The sequence below is a fragment of the Enterococcus sp. LJL98 genome, from assembly GCF_054871745.1.
Genome location: NZ_JBTXLU010000001.1, coordinates 718,480 through 733,198, shown reverse-complemented (window position 1 = coordinate 733,198; position 14,719 = coordinate 718,480). Strand labels below are relative to the sequence as shown.

The window sequence follows — 14,719 nt, the reverse complement described above, 5'->3', positions numbered from 1 at the left end:
ATCGCTCGAATTTCGTGAAGTTTTTGAAAGAGCTGACTTTTATTGCCTGTATATCCGTCAAACGTTTGTAAAACAATAAGGGGACTGTGACATCTGTCACAGCCCCCTTTCTTTATGAATGAGTGCAATAAACTCATTTTGTTATGTTATGAAGAATTATTTTTCGATACCAATGAGGTAATCCGCGTCTTGCATCGCTTCTACGGTACCTAATAAGTAGCCATTTCCAACTTGTGAGAAGAAGTCATGGTTACTTGTACCCGTTGAAATTCCATTCATGACGATAGGATTGACGTCATCGGCTGTATCTGGGAAGAGTGGGTCTTGCCCTAAGTTCATTAGTGCTTTGTTGGCATTGTAACGTAAGAAGGTGTTTACTTCTTCCGTCCAACCAATGTGATCATAGAGTTCAGCAGTATATTTTTCTTCATTTTCATAGAGTTCAAAAAGGAAACGATACATCCATTCTTTTAATGGTTCTTGCTCTTCTTCCGGTAATTCATTAAAACCTAATTGGAATTTATAACCAATATAAGTACCATGAACAGATTCGTCACGAATAATTAATTTGATGATTTCAGCCACGTTTGGTAGCTTGTTATTTCCTAGATAATGTAAAGGCGTGTAAAAACCTGAATAGAAAAGGAAGGTTTCTAAGTAGACACTTGCGACTTTCTTTTCTAATGGCGTTCCATTAAGGTAGACTTCGTTGATCATTTCCGCTTTCTTTTGAAGGTACTGGTTGGTATTGATCCATTCGAAAATCTTTTCAATTTCTGCTTTTGAATTTAAAGTACTAAAAATAGACGAATAACTTTTAGCATGGACAGATTCCATAAATTCAATATTGTTTAAAACGGCTTCTTCGTGCGGGGTGCGTACGGCTGATTTTAAATGCTTTACTCCACTTTCAGATTGGACTGTATCAAGTAAGGTTAAGCCCCCTAAAACGTAGCTAATCATTTGTTGTTCCTCTTTTGGCAGGCGGCGCCAGTCATCTAAATCGTTTGAAAGGGGGATCCGTGTGTCTAACCAAAACTGTTCGGTTAACTTTTCCCAAGTGGATTTGTCAATTAAATCTTCAATTTCATTCCAGTTAATTGCTGGATAATATGTTTTTGCCATAAAAGATGGCCTCCTTCAATTTGAAATAATAAAAGCTAGCGGTTTGACCCGCTAGCTTTTGATGTTCGAAGTCATTTATAGCGGCTAAATGACACAGCTCTCACATTGGTTACTGCCGATTTCTTCCGCATCATCAGTAAAGGTACGGACATAATAAATGGTTTTCACGCCTTTGTTAAAGGCATAATGACGTAAAATATTTAAGTCACGAGTCGTTTGTTTCGAAGTTGTTTTCCACTCATAAATCCCTTCAGGAATATCGGAACGCATGAAGAGGGTTAAACTCATTCCTTGGTCAATGTGTTTTTGCGCAGTGGCATAAACATCGATGACTTTACGCATATCCATGTCATAGGCGGATTGATAATACTGGATGGTTTCATTTGATAAGTGTGCCGCTGGATAGTAAATTTTTCCGATTTTCTTTTCTTGACGTTCTTCAATCAAACGGGTAATCGGGTGTAAGCTTGCACTTGTATCGTTAATATAAGAAATGGAACCATTTGGAGCAACAGCGAGACGGTTTTGGTGATAGAGTCCGTCGATTTTGACATTGGCTGCCAAGGTTTCCCAATCCGCTTTCGTTGGGAGTGCAATGTTTTCGAATAAGGCAGCGACTTTTGCAAACTTAGGCGTATAGTCCGCTTCGATGTATTTCGTAAAGTAAGAACCGTCCGCATATTTTGATTTTTCGAAATGATGGAAGGTCATTTTCTTTTCTTTTGCAATTTGATGACTTTCCATTAAGGTCCAGTAGTTTAATAACATGAAGTAAATATCCGTAAATTCAATCGATTCAGGCGAGCCATAAGCCATTTGATTTTTTGCAAAGTACGTGTGTAAACCCATTGCTCCAAGTCCAATCGTGTGGTTGATTCGGTTTCCATGTTGAATCGAAGGTACGACTGCGATGTCTGAAGCATCCGTGACAAAGGTTAAGGCGCGAGTCATGGCACGGACCGAGCGTCCGAAGTCAGGGCTTTCCATTAAATTGACGATATTGGTTGAACCTAAGTTACAGCTGATATCTGTGCCTAAGACTTCAAATTCTTGAATGTCATTCACCATCGATGGTTCTTGCACTTGTAAAATCTCTGAACATAGATTACTCATGATGATTTTTCCATCAATTGGATTTTCACGGTTGGCTGTATCGATATTGACAATATAAGGGTAACCCGACTCTTGTTGTAATTTTGAAATTTCATCTTCTAGCTCACGTGCATTTATTTTTGTTTTGTGAATGTTAGGATTCGCGACTAAGTTGTCATATTCTTTCGTAATGTCTACATAAGAGAAAGGCACGCCATATTCTTTTTCCACACTGTAAGGACTAAATAAGTACATGTCTTCATTTTTACGCGTTAACTCGTAAAACTTGTCTGGAACGATGACACCAAGTGAAAGTGTTTTAACGCGCAGTTTTTCATCGGCGTTCTCTTTTTTCGCTGAAAGGAAGTCAATGATATCTGGATGGAAAACATTTAAGTAAACCACCCCTGCTCCTTGACGTTGCCCTAATTGATTGGAGTAACTAAAACTATCTTCAAAAAGTTTCATGACCGGCATCACCCCGCTAGCCGCTCCTTCATAGCCTTTAATTGGTGCACCTGCTTCACGCAAGTTTGAAAGGGTGATCCCAACACCACCGCCAATGCGCGAAAGTTGCAAGGCGGAATTAATCCCACGACCAATCGAATTCATATCATCGGTCAATTGAATTAAGAAACAAGAAACAAGTTCCCCACGACGTTTACGACCGGCGTTTAAGAAAGAAGGAGTCGCTGGTTGATAACGTTGATGAATCATTTCATCGGCTAAGGTTAAAGCTAATTCTTCATCGCCATCAGCAAAGTAAAGCGCGTTGAAAGCGACGCGATCTTCATAGGTTTCTAGGTAGGCTTCGCCATCATTTGTTTTTAATGCGTATTGACCATAGAACTTGTAAGCGGCCATAAATGATTGAAAGCGGAAGTTTTGTTCAGCAAGAAACTGATACAAGGATTCAATAAAAGCCATTGAGTATTTTTCGATAAATTCTTTTTCTAGGTAATCTTCTTCAATTAAGTAGTTAATTTTTTCTGAAATAGAAGAAAATGCTTTTGTATGTGGTAAGACATTTTCTTTAAAGAAAGCTTTTAAAGCCTCTTTATCTTTATGTAAAGGAATTTGATCGTTCACCGGACGATTAATTTCATTGTTTAGTTTGAAGTAAGTAACATCTTTGAGTGATTTAAGACCCATTTTGTACACGACCTTTTCTAATTAATAAGAGAGCATGGAACATAAAAAGAAGGATTTGAAGTCTATTGAAGACTGACAAATCCGACAGATGTTTAATTGTTATTGGAATAAGGATATTGCATTTTAAGAAGCAAGTTGACGCAATAAGTCTGGACGGAAACCAACGATTGTTTTTGCCTCACTTGTAATGACAGGCACACTTTGGAAACCTTGTTCTTTTAGCCAATCGATTGCCGTTGGTTCGTTATCTAAGTTAATTTCTTCAAAAGAAATATCATTGTCTGTTAAGAAGCGTTTCGCCATGTTGCATTGCATACAGTTGTTTTTGGAAAATAGTTTGATATTCATTTTTGGTTCCTCCTTAAAATCGTTTCAAGTAAATCTTATAAACAATAGTATAACCCTATTTAGTGGAAAGTCAAACGGAAAAACACTATATCTTGTGTTTGTGAAAGAAGAAAGCCCTAACTGTTGTGGTTTTTTAAAAGTTTTTTCCGGCAATAAGCTAAGAGAGAGGTGCTTTTGTAGGGGATTAAAAACTAGAAAAATAGACGAAAAAAATCTTTTTGTGAAAAAATAAATATAAAGAAAATCTGAATCCTTGGCCTCAAAGGACTTAAAGAAAGAAATACGGGGTGTGCGAAAACCACAAAAAAAATGAAGCCGCGAGATTTGTTTTCAAAATGCTTGCGCACCAACAATTCTCCGGCTCCGTGGGTTTGGCACCCATGGGATGTGTAGGAATCGAACCTACGACCCATTGATTAAAAGTCAATTGCTCTACCGACTGAGCTAACATCCCGTGAAACTACTTTGCTATAATAGCATCTCGTTTTTTGAAATGCAAGTTCTTTTCACCTTTTTTTTCAAAAAGGAAAAGTTAAAAGGGGAATCGTTACTTGAAAGGTAGTAATCGATGCTGCTTGTGTTCTTTTCAAAGGTGAATCTTTGTGGTACACTTAACCTAGTTTTGAAAACTAGGTTAAGTATTTGTTGAAAGTAGCAAAAGAAGAATAAAAGAAGAACAAAAGAAGAAGGGATGAACTTGGAAGAAATTGAAAAACAACTGATTGTATGGGGGGAAACGTTACTAACCTTGCACTTGCCACGTTGGGAAGAGTTACCAGAGTTGGATTTATATATGGATCAAGTGATTACGTTAGTCGATCACTATTTGTCCCCGGTCATCCAACCCGAAAAGCATTCTTTGTTAACCCCGTCAATGGTGAACAACTATGTCAAAAACGGAATGATTCCAGCACCTAAGAAAAAAAGATATACACGAAAACACGTGGCTTTTTTAATCGCGATTACCTTATTGAAACAGGTACTAACAATCTATGAAGTAAAACAAGGAATTTTGTTTCAAGGAAAAGCCATTGGGATTCGTGAAGCCTACAATTTATATTGTGAAATGCAAGAAGAAGCCATTTATCGTGTTTGCCGACAAGCTTTAAAGCAAGAAGTTCAGCCGAGCAAGGTGATGACTGAGATACCGTATTTTGCCGTAGATAGTGCGACGAAAGCATTTGCCAACAAGCTGTTAGCTGAAAAAATGATCGCCTTACAAACGGTCTATCTGGAAAAAGGAGTAACGAAATGAATAAAGAAAAAATAGCCTTACTAGTTGATTCAGGAACCGATGTCCCCAAAGAACGAATGGATCGTTTTGGGATTTATATGGTTCCCTTACAAATTATTTATAAGAAACAAACTTACACGGATAAAGTTGATATTACACCCGAGGAAGTCTATGCGCGTTTTGCAGAGGAAATTCCTAGTACGTCTTTGCCAGATGGTCAAACGATTCAAAAAATGATTCAACAAATCAAGGCAGACGGTTATGAAAAGTTATTGATTGTTACGATCTCAAGTGGTTTAAGCGGCACCTATAATGTGATGCGTTTACTAGGAGAAGAGGAACAAGACTTAGAAGTTTTTGTTTTGGATACAAAAAGTATTGGAATTGGTGCGGGTCTTCAAGCTATTCGCGCAGCGGAATTGATTGCTGCAGGGACTCCTTGGAGTGTCTTATTGCAACAATTACAAGATGAAATCAAGCAAAACAAAGTCTTGTTTAACGTGGGTACCTTGGAGTATTTGCAAAAAGGCGGCCGCATCGGACTCGTATCTTCAATTATTGGGACGGCATTAAAATTAAATCCAACAATTTCTTGTAATGAAGAAGGGGTTTATTATACAGTGGCAAAATCAAGAGGGCGTAAACGTAGTATTGATAAATTAGTTGAAATTGCGGAAGCCTTCGTTCAAGGGCACGCGGAATTTCGACTAGCGGTTGCCCAAGGAGACGCGATGGAAGAAGGGTTACAACTAAAGGAAAAATTGGAACAAAGATTTCCGCAAGCAAAGGAAATTTTATTTGGAACAATTTCTCCCGCCCTCGTGGTACATACTGGGCCTGGCCTATTGGGTATGGGGATTCAAGTGATTCGTTAAATAAAAAATAAGGACGCCTCTTTTTTTGAGCCACTCCGACAAGCAGCATTGGTCGGGTTCAAGCAAAGGGCCGTCTTTTTTTACTTATTTTTTATTAAAGAAGAAAAGGGAATTTTCCGTTTTAATGAAAGATTTCTCAAAATCATGTATAATAATGAGGATTGATGAATGTGTGTCAAATAAAAATGAAGAAACAAAGAATGAGGGGTTTTTATGAAGAAAATACTAGTTGTTGACGATGAAAAACCAATTTCTGATATTGTCAAATTTAATTTAGTCAAAGAAGGCTATGAGGTCTTCACTGCCTATGACGGCGAAGAAGCGTTAGAACAAGTCAAGGCCGTCGAGCCAGATTTAATTTTACTCGATTTAATGTTACCAAAATTGGATGGTTTAGAAGTCGCAAGGGAAGTACGTAAAACGTATGATATGCCGATTATTATGGTAACAGCGAAAGATTCGGAAATCGATAAGGTGTTAGGTTTGGAATTAGGAGCCGATGATTATGTGACAAAGCCTTTTTCAAATCGAGAACTGATTGCGCGAGTAAAGGCAAATTTACGTCGAGGTTCGAGCACCAATAAAGAAAATGATGTCCCTGTGACAACCGATTTGGAAATTGGTGATTTAATCATACATCCAGATGCCTATATGGTGACCAAGCATGGCAGTACGATTGAATTAACCCATCGGGAATTTGAGTTACTCCACTATTTAGCCAAACACATCGGTCAAGTAATGACCCGCGAGCACTTGTTGCAGACCGTTTGGGGTTATGACTACTTTGGAGATGTTCGAACGGTGGATGTTACTGTTCGTCGTTTACGTGAGAAAATTGAAGATAGTCCGAGCCATCCGAATTACCTTGTGACACGCCGAGGTGTCGGTTACTATTTAAGAAATCCAGAACAGGAGTAAAAAATAATGAAAAAGAAAGTTCGCTTTTTTCAGTCAGTGAACTTTAAAATCGCCCTGACGTTTATCTTGATTTTATTTATTTCAATCGAGATTATCGGGGCGTATTTTATTCGTGGACTCGAACGTTCAATGATTGAAAACTTTAAAGCAACGATGAATACCCAAGCCGAAACTTTAGCAGGGACTGTCAGCACGTACTTGAGTCGTCAAGATGGCGTCCCTGAAGAAATTAACAATGAGATCCAGCGCATATTGGACAGTAGCGACTCGCCAGATGTGTTGGAAATGCGTGTCGTCGATGAAAAGGGGATTATCCGCGCAACAACCGATGTCAATGATCGAAGTTCGATTGGAAAAAAAAGCGTCGATTCTTACATCGACCAATATGATAATAAAAGTTTGGCAGCCGTTGATGAAGCCACTGGTGGTCGAGTATTGATTAATATTCGTGTCATTCAGTCTGTTGGTGATGTGGTGGTCGGTGCCTTGTATATTCGTGGGGATTTAGAAAAACAATATCAAGATATTTCCAATATTGCCGTGATTTTTTTAACGGCGACGTTAATGGCCATTGGGATTGCAATCATCGTTTCAGTTTTAATCGCGCGCTCGATTACACAGCCGATTGGAGAAATGCGGGAACAAGCAGTGCGAATTGCCAAAGGAGACTATAGCCATAAGGTAGAAATCAAGGCGCAAGATGAACTAGGCCAATTAGCTGAGAGCTTTAATCAATTGGCTGAGCGAATTGAAGAAACGCAAGAAGCGATGGAATCAGAACGAAACCGACTAGACAGTGTCCTCACGCATATGACCGATGGTGTAGTGGCAACGGACCGACGAGGCAAGGTGATTACAATTAATGAGATGGCTCTGTCCTTACTAAATGTCAAACAAGAAGAAGCAATCGGGCAGTCGATTTTGAGTTTGTTCGAGTTGGATGAAGAGTATAGTTTACGCTCATTGTTGGAAAGTACAGAAGAAATGCTTTTAGATCGACCCTCTCATTCTCCGCATGTCCCAAGTTTAATTTTAAGAGTCGATTTTTCGATGATTCGTCGTGAGTCGGGGTTCATTTCTGGTTTAGTTGCTGTGTTACATGACGTGACGGAACAAGAAAAAACGGAGCAAGAACGTCGTGATTTTGTTTCTAACGTTTCACATGAACTTCGGACACCTTTAACAAGTATGCGTAGTTATTTAGAAGCGCTTGAAGATGGCGCATGGAAAGACGAAGCGATTGCCCCCCACTTCTTGCAAGTCACCTTAGAAGAAACGGATCGAATGATTCGTATGATTAATGATTTATTAAACTTATCAAAGATGGATAGTGGGAATGCCCAGTTGCAATTAGAATTTGTTAATTTTAACAACTTAGTGAACTTTGTATTGGATCGCTTTGATATGATGGTAACAAGCCAAGAAAAAAACTACCGCATTCAACGGGAATTTACAAAGCGCGACTTATGGGTCGAAATCGATACCGATCGTTTAATTCAAGTGATTGATAATATTATGAACAACGCCATTAAGTATTCACCAGAAGGTGGGACCGTGACGGTTCGCTTGATTGAAACACACAATCATATTATATTGAGTATTGCAGATGAAGGAATGGGGATTCCAAGAAAGGACCTCTCGAAAATCTTTGACCGATTCTATCGAGTCGACAAAGCACGTGCCCGTCAACAAGGTGGGACAGGCTTAGGGCTAGCAATTTCTCGTGAAGTTTTAAAAGCGCATGGTGGTTCTATTTGGGTCGAAAGTCGTGAAGAGCAGGGCTCGACTTTTTATATTAGTTTACCTTATGAACCTTATGAAGAGGAGTGGTGGGAATGAATCGGATTGGCGACAAACTCTTACACTTTATATTATTAGTAATGATCGGGCTGAGTTTTTATTTAACTTATTTAATTTGGGTCAGTCCAGTTGGACGTGATATCCCCACTGAAAATAATCCAACGAAAGAACTCGCCGAAAAGAAACCGCAAAAGAAACAAGAAGAGATGTTTTTACCATTAAAGCTTCGGTATCAAACCAAGGAAGCAAATAAAGAAACTCAAAGTGAAAATTTATTAAAGAGCATCCAATTATTATTAAAAGAAACGAGTTACAGTGACGGGAAAAAAGTAGAAGAAAAAAACCGTTTAGACTATCAACGACAGACGACGTTAACCAATGGTTTTGAACTGGCTTATGCACTTGCTTTTCCGCTCAAATCGTACTTGGAACTATTTGAGATGGATTTGGCGTTACCTGAAGAAGAGCTGTTGCAATTTAAATTTACGAAAATTCAAATTGATTTTGACCAGTCTCAAATTCGCTTTTTAAATGATAAGAAGTTTCATTTTGTCGAGGCAACGCTAGAAGATGATTGGCTTGCTCTGCTTGAAGTCTTTAAAAACTCAGACAGCCAGTGGCGCGTACTGGAAAATACCTATACGTATTTAGATACTCATTATTTAACGACCGAGCCGCTGAAATTAAAGCAATATAGCTATATCTCATCAACGCGTCCATATACGTTATTTCGAGATGCTTTTTTTGCAAATCCAAAGAGCGTTCGAAGCAATAGTTCTGCTTTTGATACGTACTTGTATGAAAGTGGAGAGTCTTTGACGATTAAACAAAATCAAGAAGTCATTAATTTTCAGGGAAATGCTCAGATTGTTGCACCTTTTGATATTTTCTCTACAAGTTTTCGTTATATGCAGCGAATTGGAACGAGCTATGGTTCGACTCGCATGCTTGACCAAACACGCAACGAGATTGATTACCGAATTTTCGTTGAAGGTTTTCCTGTTTTTGGCTCCAATTCTGCAGGAAGGTTATTGTTTGACTTTAAAGAAAACAATAGCAGCAATGAAGTCAATGTTTCCATTCAAGGGAATTTAACTTCTTTACAAATCCCAATTCCTTCTGCAGAGGAAGTCACATTGCCGGCCAGTCAAGAGGTCGTTGAAACCTTGTATTACAATGGATTTGATGTGAATCTTGTTCAAATGTTACTAATTGGTTATGAATGGAAAAACTTAGAAGATACAGGAGTCGTTGATTTAATTCCTCAATGGTATATTAAATACGGAGATAAATGGTTTAGCTATGACTTTTTGTTGTCGACTTTAATGGAAGAAGAGAGGGAGTAGAATGGATTTCAAACGAATCGAATGGATTTTTTTCTTTGCTTTCTTAGGTTTGAATCTATTTCTATTTAACCTTTATCGCGAAGCAAAAATTGAACAAAATATTACTTATCGAACGAATGAGACCATTCCAATTCAACAACGACTATCCTCAGAAAATATTCAGTATGAGGAGGAGTTGTCAGATGAAAAAATGGAAGGGTATTACTTGAGTGGTATCCAAACAAACTTTAAAGAAGCATTAAAAGAAGAGCGGACGCGTTTAAATCAACCAAAATTACTCGCAAGTCAGACAACCATTGAAGGGGCTTATTTAACGCATACGATGGATCTTCGGGTGACAATTGGTGGAGACAATCAAGTTTCTGAAACCTTGCATCAATTGCTTGCTCAAAAGAATTTTCTTTTATTTGGGAAAGATTACCGTTATTTGGCGGAAGAGTCTTTTATCACTGAAGATTATGCCGAAATTGTTGCAGGGCAATCGTATGAGGGTTTGCCCTTAAACGATCCTTCTGCACGCCTGACGATGATCCTTGAAAGAGAGGACAATCAATGGACCGCAACAAAATATATTCAAAGTCATGTTTCAGACTTAAATCCTTTACGAGAGGTCATGGCGGTTTATTCTGAAAAAGAAATCATCAACACCCTGTATGTGAATAATCGAATTCCTGTAAATTCAACGATTGTCTCGCGAAAACTGGCTTATAAAATGACTTTGAAAGTACGTGGACAAGGGATTTATGTCCCTACTTGGTTTGTTGCAATTGAAACGCCCGATCAAAAGGTGCGGACGGAAATGGTAAATGGTTTTACGAATCGAATTATTACGAATACCACCATTCAAACGGTAGAAGATCAATCATAGGAATATTTAGAAATAGAGAGGTTTTACGAGTGGATCAAACAGCAGCATTTCAAATTAGTATTTTGGCGAGTGGTAGTTCAGGCAACACGCTATATATTGAAAGTCAAAAAAAGAAGATTTTAGTCGATGCAGGACTTAGTGGAAAAAAAATCACAACGTTATTACAACAAGTTGGGAAAAAACCAGAGGAGCTAGACGCGATTTTTGTCACACATGAGCATCGTGATCATATTCACGGGGTAGGCGTACTTGCACGAAAATATAAATTAGACGTCTATGCCAACGAAAAAACTTGGCAAGCGATGGATCCGCTCATTGGTGTCGTTGCGACGGAGCAAAAACACCACTTTGAAATGGGGAAAGTGTTAACCTTTGGCGATATCGATATCGAAAGTTTTGGGGTTTCTCATGACGCTGCAGCGCCACAATTTTATCGTTTTCATAAAGCGAATCGTTCATTTGTTGTTCTAACAGATACCGGCTATTGCAACGATCATCTTAGAGGAGCCATTCAAGGTGCCGATGCCTATTTAATGGAGAGCAACCATGACTTGGGAATGTTACGCATGGGCGCCTATCCCTGGAGTTTGAAGCAACGAATTCTAGGCGACAAGGGCCACTTATCAAACGAAGATGGGGCATTAGTGATGGCGGATGTTTTATCCGATCGAACAAAAAGGATATACTTAGGGCACTTGAGTCGAGAAAACAATTTAAAAGAGCTCGCTCACCTGACGATGGAGAACATGTTGAAAGAACAAGGATTTGCGGTTGGCGAAGCTTTTGAAATTTTTGATACAGACCCAGAAGAGGCCACGGATTTATTTACGATATAAGAAAAAATAGTCATAAGAAGGAGCGGTACGCGGCCCTTTTTTATGACTATTTCTCTATGCGTGTGCTTAAAAATCGTTCCAAACTGCTTGTTTATTCTTCAATGTCTAAATCATCTAGTAAATTTTGTCTTAGAAGTTCGTGGTAGATTAACTCATAATTCAAAAAGAAATCACCTTGTAATTTTGGAAGGTGTTGAAATTGGAAGTGACGTAACACGTGACGAACGGCGGGTGTCGCAGGAAGTTCTAAATATTCAAGTAAGTTCATCGATGGCCAAACGGGCTTCGCGTCAACTTCACGCTTTAAGATACCATGTGCCAAGAAACCTTTTAACATACGGCCAGTAATTCCTTTAATTAGCCGGTCACTGGCAATAGGAAATTGGTTGTCAATCGTTAAAAGCGTTTTCATTTTATCGTTTTTAAGTTCTCGAATGCGACCGGGATTCACCCAGATGGTTTCGTTTGATTTTACTGGTCCGAGCGGAATAAGGCTAAAAAAATCCGTTGCGACTGGAATAATTGTTGTATTGCAATTGAATAGGCATTGAAGTGTTTTTGTATAAGCATTGAAATTGAGTAAGGGAGAAGTCGATAATAGTCGTTTAATGACTGGAAAAGGAGCCATTTCCACATACATGAGGTAGTCCCTATATACAACGACTGTTCTTTTGTATTGGTGTTGTTGAATGGGAAGAACTGCATAAATTTCTTCATGGAAATTGGGAGAGAGGGTAGGATAAAGTTGCTGGGTCAATTGCCCAATATTTGAAGTATGAAATCCGCCAGCATCAAATAGAGAAATTAAGCCTTCTAAGGGGATTTTATAGGCGTGGAAATGATCGAACGCGCCGAAATTCATTTGGTAATTAGTTGAAAAAAAAGTATTCATGAGACACACTCCTTTATTTAATTAACAACGTTATTTAATGATATTATACAAGCTTATTTATTTTTTTCATCTCTTTTTGATGAAAATTAGTGATTTTTAATAATTGGCCTTGACCTTCTCGTTACGTCAAGGTTTACACTAAGAAACAAGGAGGGAATTTTGTGGAATATTCAATCAAAGAGATGAGTACCTTATCTGGCGTTAGCCGTCGAACCTTACGTTATTATGATACGATTGGTTTACTGCCACCGAAAAGAACAACTGATTCTGGTTATCGACTTTATGGTGAGGAGGAAGTGAATCGACTTCAACAAATTTTATTGTATAAACGAATGGGCTTGAAATTAGAGGAAATTCGCGCCATTTTAACCTCAGAAGCTTTCGATGTAAAAAAGGCATTAGAGGCGCACCACCAGGTACTCTTAGAGCAACAAAAAACACTTAGGGCGATTATTGAAACGGTCGAACAAACCATAGAAAGTATGAAAGGAAGAAAGCATATGACAGACCAAGAAAAATTCAAAGGATTACGTCAGCAACAACTGCAAATGAACGAGGAGAAATACGGCAAAGAAATTCGAAAAAAATACGGGGAAGAAAAAGTAAAACAAGCCAATGAAAACTATTTAGGCTTATCGGAAATGGAAGTTGCCGAGATGGAAAGAACGGAAGTGGAGTTAATAGAAAAACTTCAAAAATTGCAAGAAACAGCAGAGATTGAGAGCCCGTTAGCAAAAGAAATTTTTGAGTTACATAAGCATTGGCTTCAGTTTTCGTGGACAGAATATCATCCGGAGGCACATAAAGGCTTGGGGTTCACTTATATTGGTGATGATCGCTTTACTCACTATTACGAGGAGCGAGCGGGGCAAGGAGCGGCCCAATTGTTACATGAGATTATTCAATATTACGCTTAATCGCACGAAAAAAAATATAAAAAGAATCGTTTGTTTCTCATTTATCCGTCAAGTGTAAACAAATCAAATGGGGCTGTGACATCTGTCACAGCCCCATTTGATTTGTTTGCTTAAAAATAAAATCGCTTGTTTTTATAGTAATTTTTCTAAAGGTGTACCTGGAAGACCTAAGTCATCCGCAATTCCAAGTTCGACCAGGTGTCCTTGGTACGTATTCACACCACGGAAAAGGGCCGAATCATTTTTTAAAGCTGTTTCAAGTGAATGATTGGCAATCATTTTGATATAAGCTAAAGTCATGTTACTTAATGCATAGGTTGCAGTTTGCGCGACTGCCCCCGGCATATTAGAGACTGCATAATGAATCACCCCTTCAGAAATATAGGTAGGGTTATCATGGGTCGTCGCAGAACAGCTTGTTTCAAAAATGCCTCCTTGGTCAATAGCGATATCGACAATCACTGATTTATCGGGCATGTTTTTAACCATTTCACGACTGACTAAGGTCGGAGCCTTTCTACCTGGAACCAAGACTGCTCCAATCACAAGATCCGCCGATTTTAATTGTTGTTCGATATTGAAAGTATTTGACAATAAGGTATGAATCTGGCCGTTAAATTGACTGTCCAATTCTTTTAAACGTTCGACATTTACATCTAACACCGTCACATTGGCACCAAAACCAGAGGCGATTTGAGCCGCATTCGTCCCAGAAACTCCGCCGCCAATGACAACCACATTTCCTTTACGTACGCCTGGAACACCTGCTAGTAAAATACCTTTTCCGCCATAAGGACCTTCTAAAAATTGTGCACCAATTTGCACGGCCATGCGACCAGCAATCTCACTCATCGGTGCTAAAAGAGGCAATGTTCCATTGTCTAATCGTACCCCCTCGTAAGCAATCGCCGTCACTTTGGCATTTAATAAGGCTTGTGTTACAGCTTTATTGGCTGCTAAATGTAAATAAGTAAATAAAATTAACCCTTCTCTGAAGTAAGCATATTCTTGCTCAAGTGGTTCTTTGACTTTTAAAACCATCTCGCTTGCCCAAACCTCTTCAGCACTTTCTAAAATCGTTGCACCGACAGCAGAGTAAGCTTCATCAGCTATTGATGAGCCCGCGCCTGCATTTGTTTCAACGAAGACTTCATGCCCAGCTTGAACTAACTCATAAACGCCTGCAGGAGGCAAAGCCACTCGATTTTCATTGTTCTTAATTTCTTTTAAAATTCCAATTTTCATAATATGAACACTCCAATATTTTTCGCTTCTTAAAAAGTATAGATGAATTTTGCTCAGAATACAATCGATGT

The 14,719-nt window shown here is 38.7% G+C and carries 13 protein-coding genes and 1 tRNA gene; 8 read left to right on the top strand and 6 right to left on the bottom strand.

All coding sequences use genetic code 11. The annotated features are described in order from the left end of the window. Nucleotides 1-156: 156 nt before the first annotated feature. The 4 genes from nrdF to ACYSNO_RS03405 form a co-directional block, all read right to left on the bottom strand. Nucleotides 157-1,125, bottom strand: coding sequence for a class 1b ribonucleoside-diphosphate reductase subunit beta (gene nrdF, locus ACYSNO_RS03420; RefSeq protein ID WP_461729655.1), 969 nt, complete (start codon nt 1,123-1,125; stop codon nt 157-159). 84 nt (nt 1,126-1,209) lie between these two features. Continuing rightward, on the bottom strand, nt 1,210-3,369 hold the full coding sequence (gene nrdE, locus ACYSNO_RS03415; protein ID WP_461729654.1) for a class 1b ribonucleoside-diphosphate reductase subunit alpha: 2,160 nt from the start codon (nt 3,367-3,369) through the stop codon (nt 1,210-1,212). 123 nt (nt 3,370-3,492) lie between these two features. Beyond that, nucleotides 3,493-3,717, bottom strand: a complete 225-nt coding sequence (gene nrdH, locus ACYSNO_RS03410; RefSeq protein WP_461729653.1) for a glutaredoxin-like protein NrdH — start codon at nt 3,715-3,717, stop codon at nt 3,493-3,495. Between the two features lie 381 nt (nt 3,718-4,098). Then, nucleotides 4,099-4,171: transfer RNA gene (locus tag ACYSNO_RS03405), tRNA-Lys, on the bottom strand. Between the two features lie 243 nt (nt 4,172-4,414). Here ACYSNO_RS03405 and ACYSNO_RS03400 point away from each other — a divergent pair. The 7 genes from ACYSNO_RS03400 (at nt 4,415) to ACYSNO_RS03370 (ending at nt 11,594) form a co-directional block, all read left to right on the top strand. Beyond that, complete coding sequence (locus ACYSNO_RS03400; RefSeq protein ID WP_461729652.1) at nt 4,415-4,972, top strand: DUF1836 domain-containing protein; 558 nt, start codon at nt 4,415-4,417, stop codon at nt 4,970-4,972. After that, the gene (locus ACYSNO_RS03395) at nt 4,969-5,826 is read left to right on the top strand and encodes a DegV family protein (protein WP_461729651.1); all 858 of its coding nucleotides are present in this window, start codon (nt 4,969-4,971) and stop codon (nt 5,824-5,826) included. The genes ACYSNO_RS03400 and ACYSNO_RS03395 overlap by 4 nt, the downstream gene beginning before the upstream one ends. A 213-nt stretch (nt 5,827-6,039) precedes the next feature. After that, nucleotides 6,040-6,744, top strand: a complete 705-nt coding sequence (yycF, locus tag ACYSNO_RS03390) for a response regulator YycF (protein WP_461729650.1) — start codon at nt 6,040-6,042, stop codon at nt 6,742-6,744. Nucleotides 6,745-6,750: 6 nt separating this feature from the next. Then, complete coding sequence (gene walK, locus ACYSNO_RS03385; protein WP_461729649.1) at nt 6,751-8,583, top strand: cell wall metabolism sensor histidine kinase WalK; 1,833 nt, start codon at nt 6,751-6,753, stop codon at nt 8,581-8,583. Then, nucleotides 8,580-9,890, top strand: coding sequence for a YycH family regulatory protein (locus ACYSNO_RS03380; protein WP_461729648.1), 1,311 nt, complete (start codon nt 8,580-8,582; stop codon nt 9,888-9,890). The genes walK and ACYSNO_RS03380 overlap by 4 nt, the downstream gene beginning before the upstream one ends. Before the next feature lies 1 nt (nt 9,891). Next, the gene (locus ACYSNO_RS03375) at nt 9,892-10,758 is read left to right on the top strand and encodes a two-component system regulatory protein YycI (protein ID WP_461729647.1); all 867 of its coding nucleotides are present in this window, start codon (nt 9,892-9,894) and stop codon (nt 10,756-10,758) included. Between the two features lie 29 nt (nt 10,759-10,787). Then, a complete protein-coding gene (locus tag ACYSNO_RS03370; RefSeq protein ID WP_461729646.1) occupies nt 10,788-11,594 on the top strand; it encodes an MBL fold metallo-hydrolase in 807 nt (268 codons plus the stop codon). A 91-nt stretch (nt 11,595-11,685) separates the two neighbouring features. On the opposite strand, the gene ACYSNO_RS03365 is transcribed toward ACYSNO_RS03370, so the two are convergent. Then, nucleotides 11,686-12,486 (bottom strand): hypothetical protein, encoded by an 801-nt coding sequence (locus ACYSNO_RS03365; protein ID WP_461729645.1) that lies wholly within the window; start codon nt 12,484-12,486, stop codon nt 11,686-11,688. A gap of 161 nt (nt 12,487-12,647) precedes the next feature. Here ACYSNO_RS03365 and ACYSNO_RS03360 point away from each other — a divergent pair, with 161 nt between their 5' ends. After that, the gene (locus ACYSNO_RS03360; protein WP_461729644.1) at nt 12,648-13,403 is read left to right on the top strand and encodes a MerR family transcriptional regulator; all 756 of its coding nucleotides are present in this window, start codon (nt 12,648-12,650) and stop codon (nt 13,401-13,403) included. A 132-nt stretch (nt 13,404-13,535) separates the two neighbouring features. Here ACYSNO_RS03360 and ald read toward each other — a convergent pair whose 3' ends face one another. Then, entirely contained in the window at nt 13,536-14,648 is a 1,113-nt protein-coding gene (gene ald / locus ACYSNO_RS03355; RefSeq protein ID WP_461729643.1) for an alanine dehydrogenase, read from the bottom strand. Between the last annotated feature and the right edge of the window lie 71 nt (nt 14,649-14,719).

Bases quoted from the DNA above. Each gene is read 5' to 3' on its own strand.
- nrdF (WP_461729655.1), bottom strand. From the start codon at position 1,125: ATGGCAAAAACATATTATCCAGCAATTAACTGGAATGAAATTGAAGAT.
- nrdE (WP_461729654.1), bottom strand. From the start codon at position 3,369: ATGGGTCTTAAATCACTCAAAGATGTTACTTACTTCAAACTAAACAAT.
- nrdH (WP_461729653.1), bottom strand. From the start codon at position 3,717: ATGAATATCAAACTATTTTCCAAAAACAACTGTATGCAATGCAACATG.
- ACYSNO_RS03395 (WP_461729651.1), top strand. From the start codon at position 4,969: ATGAATAAAGAAAAAATAGCCTTACTAGTTGATTCAGGAACCGATGTC.
- yycF (WP_461729650.1), top strand. From the start codon at position 6,040: ATGAAGAAAATACTAGTTGTTGACGATGAAAAACCAATTTCTGATATT.
- walK (WP_461729649.1), top strand. From the start codon at position 6,751: ATGAAAAAGAAAGTTCGCTTTTTTCAGTCAGTGAACTTTAAAATCGCC.
- ACYSNO_RS03380 (WP_461729648.1), top strand. From the start codon at position 8,580: ATGAATCGGATTGGCGACAAACTCTTACACTTTATATTATTAGTAATG.
- ACYSNO_RS03375 (WP_461729647.1), top strand. From the start codon at position 9,892: ATGGATTTCAAACGAATCGAATGGATTTTTTTCTTTGCTTTCTTAGGT.
- ACYSNO_RS03365 (WP_461729645.1), bottom strand. From the start codon at position 12,486: ATGAATACTTTTTTTTCAACTAATTACCAAATGAATTTCGGCGCGTTC.
- ald (WP_461729643.1), bottom strand. From the start codon at position 14,648: ATGAAAATTGGAATTTTAAAAGAAATTAAGAACAATGAAAATCGAGTG.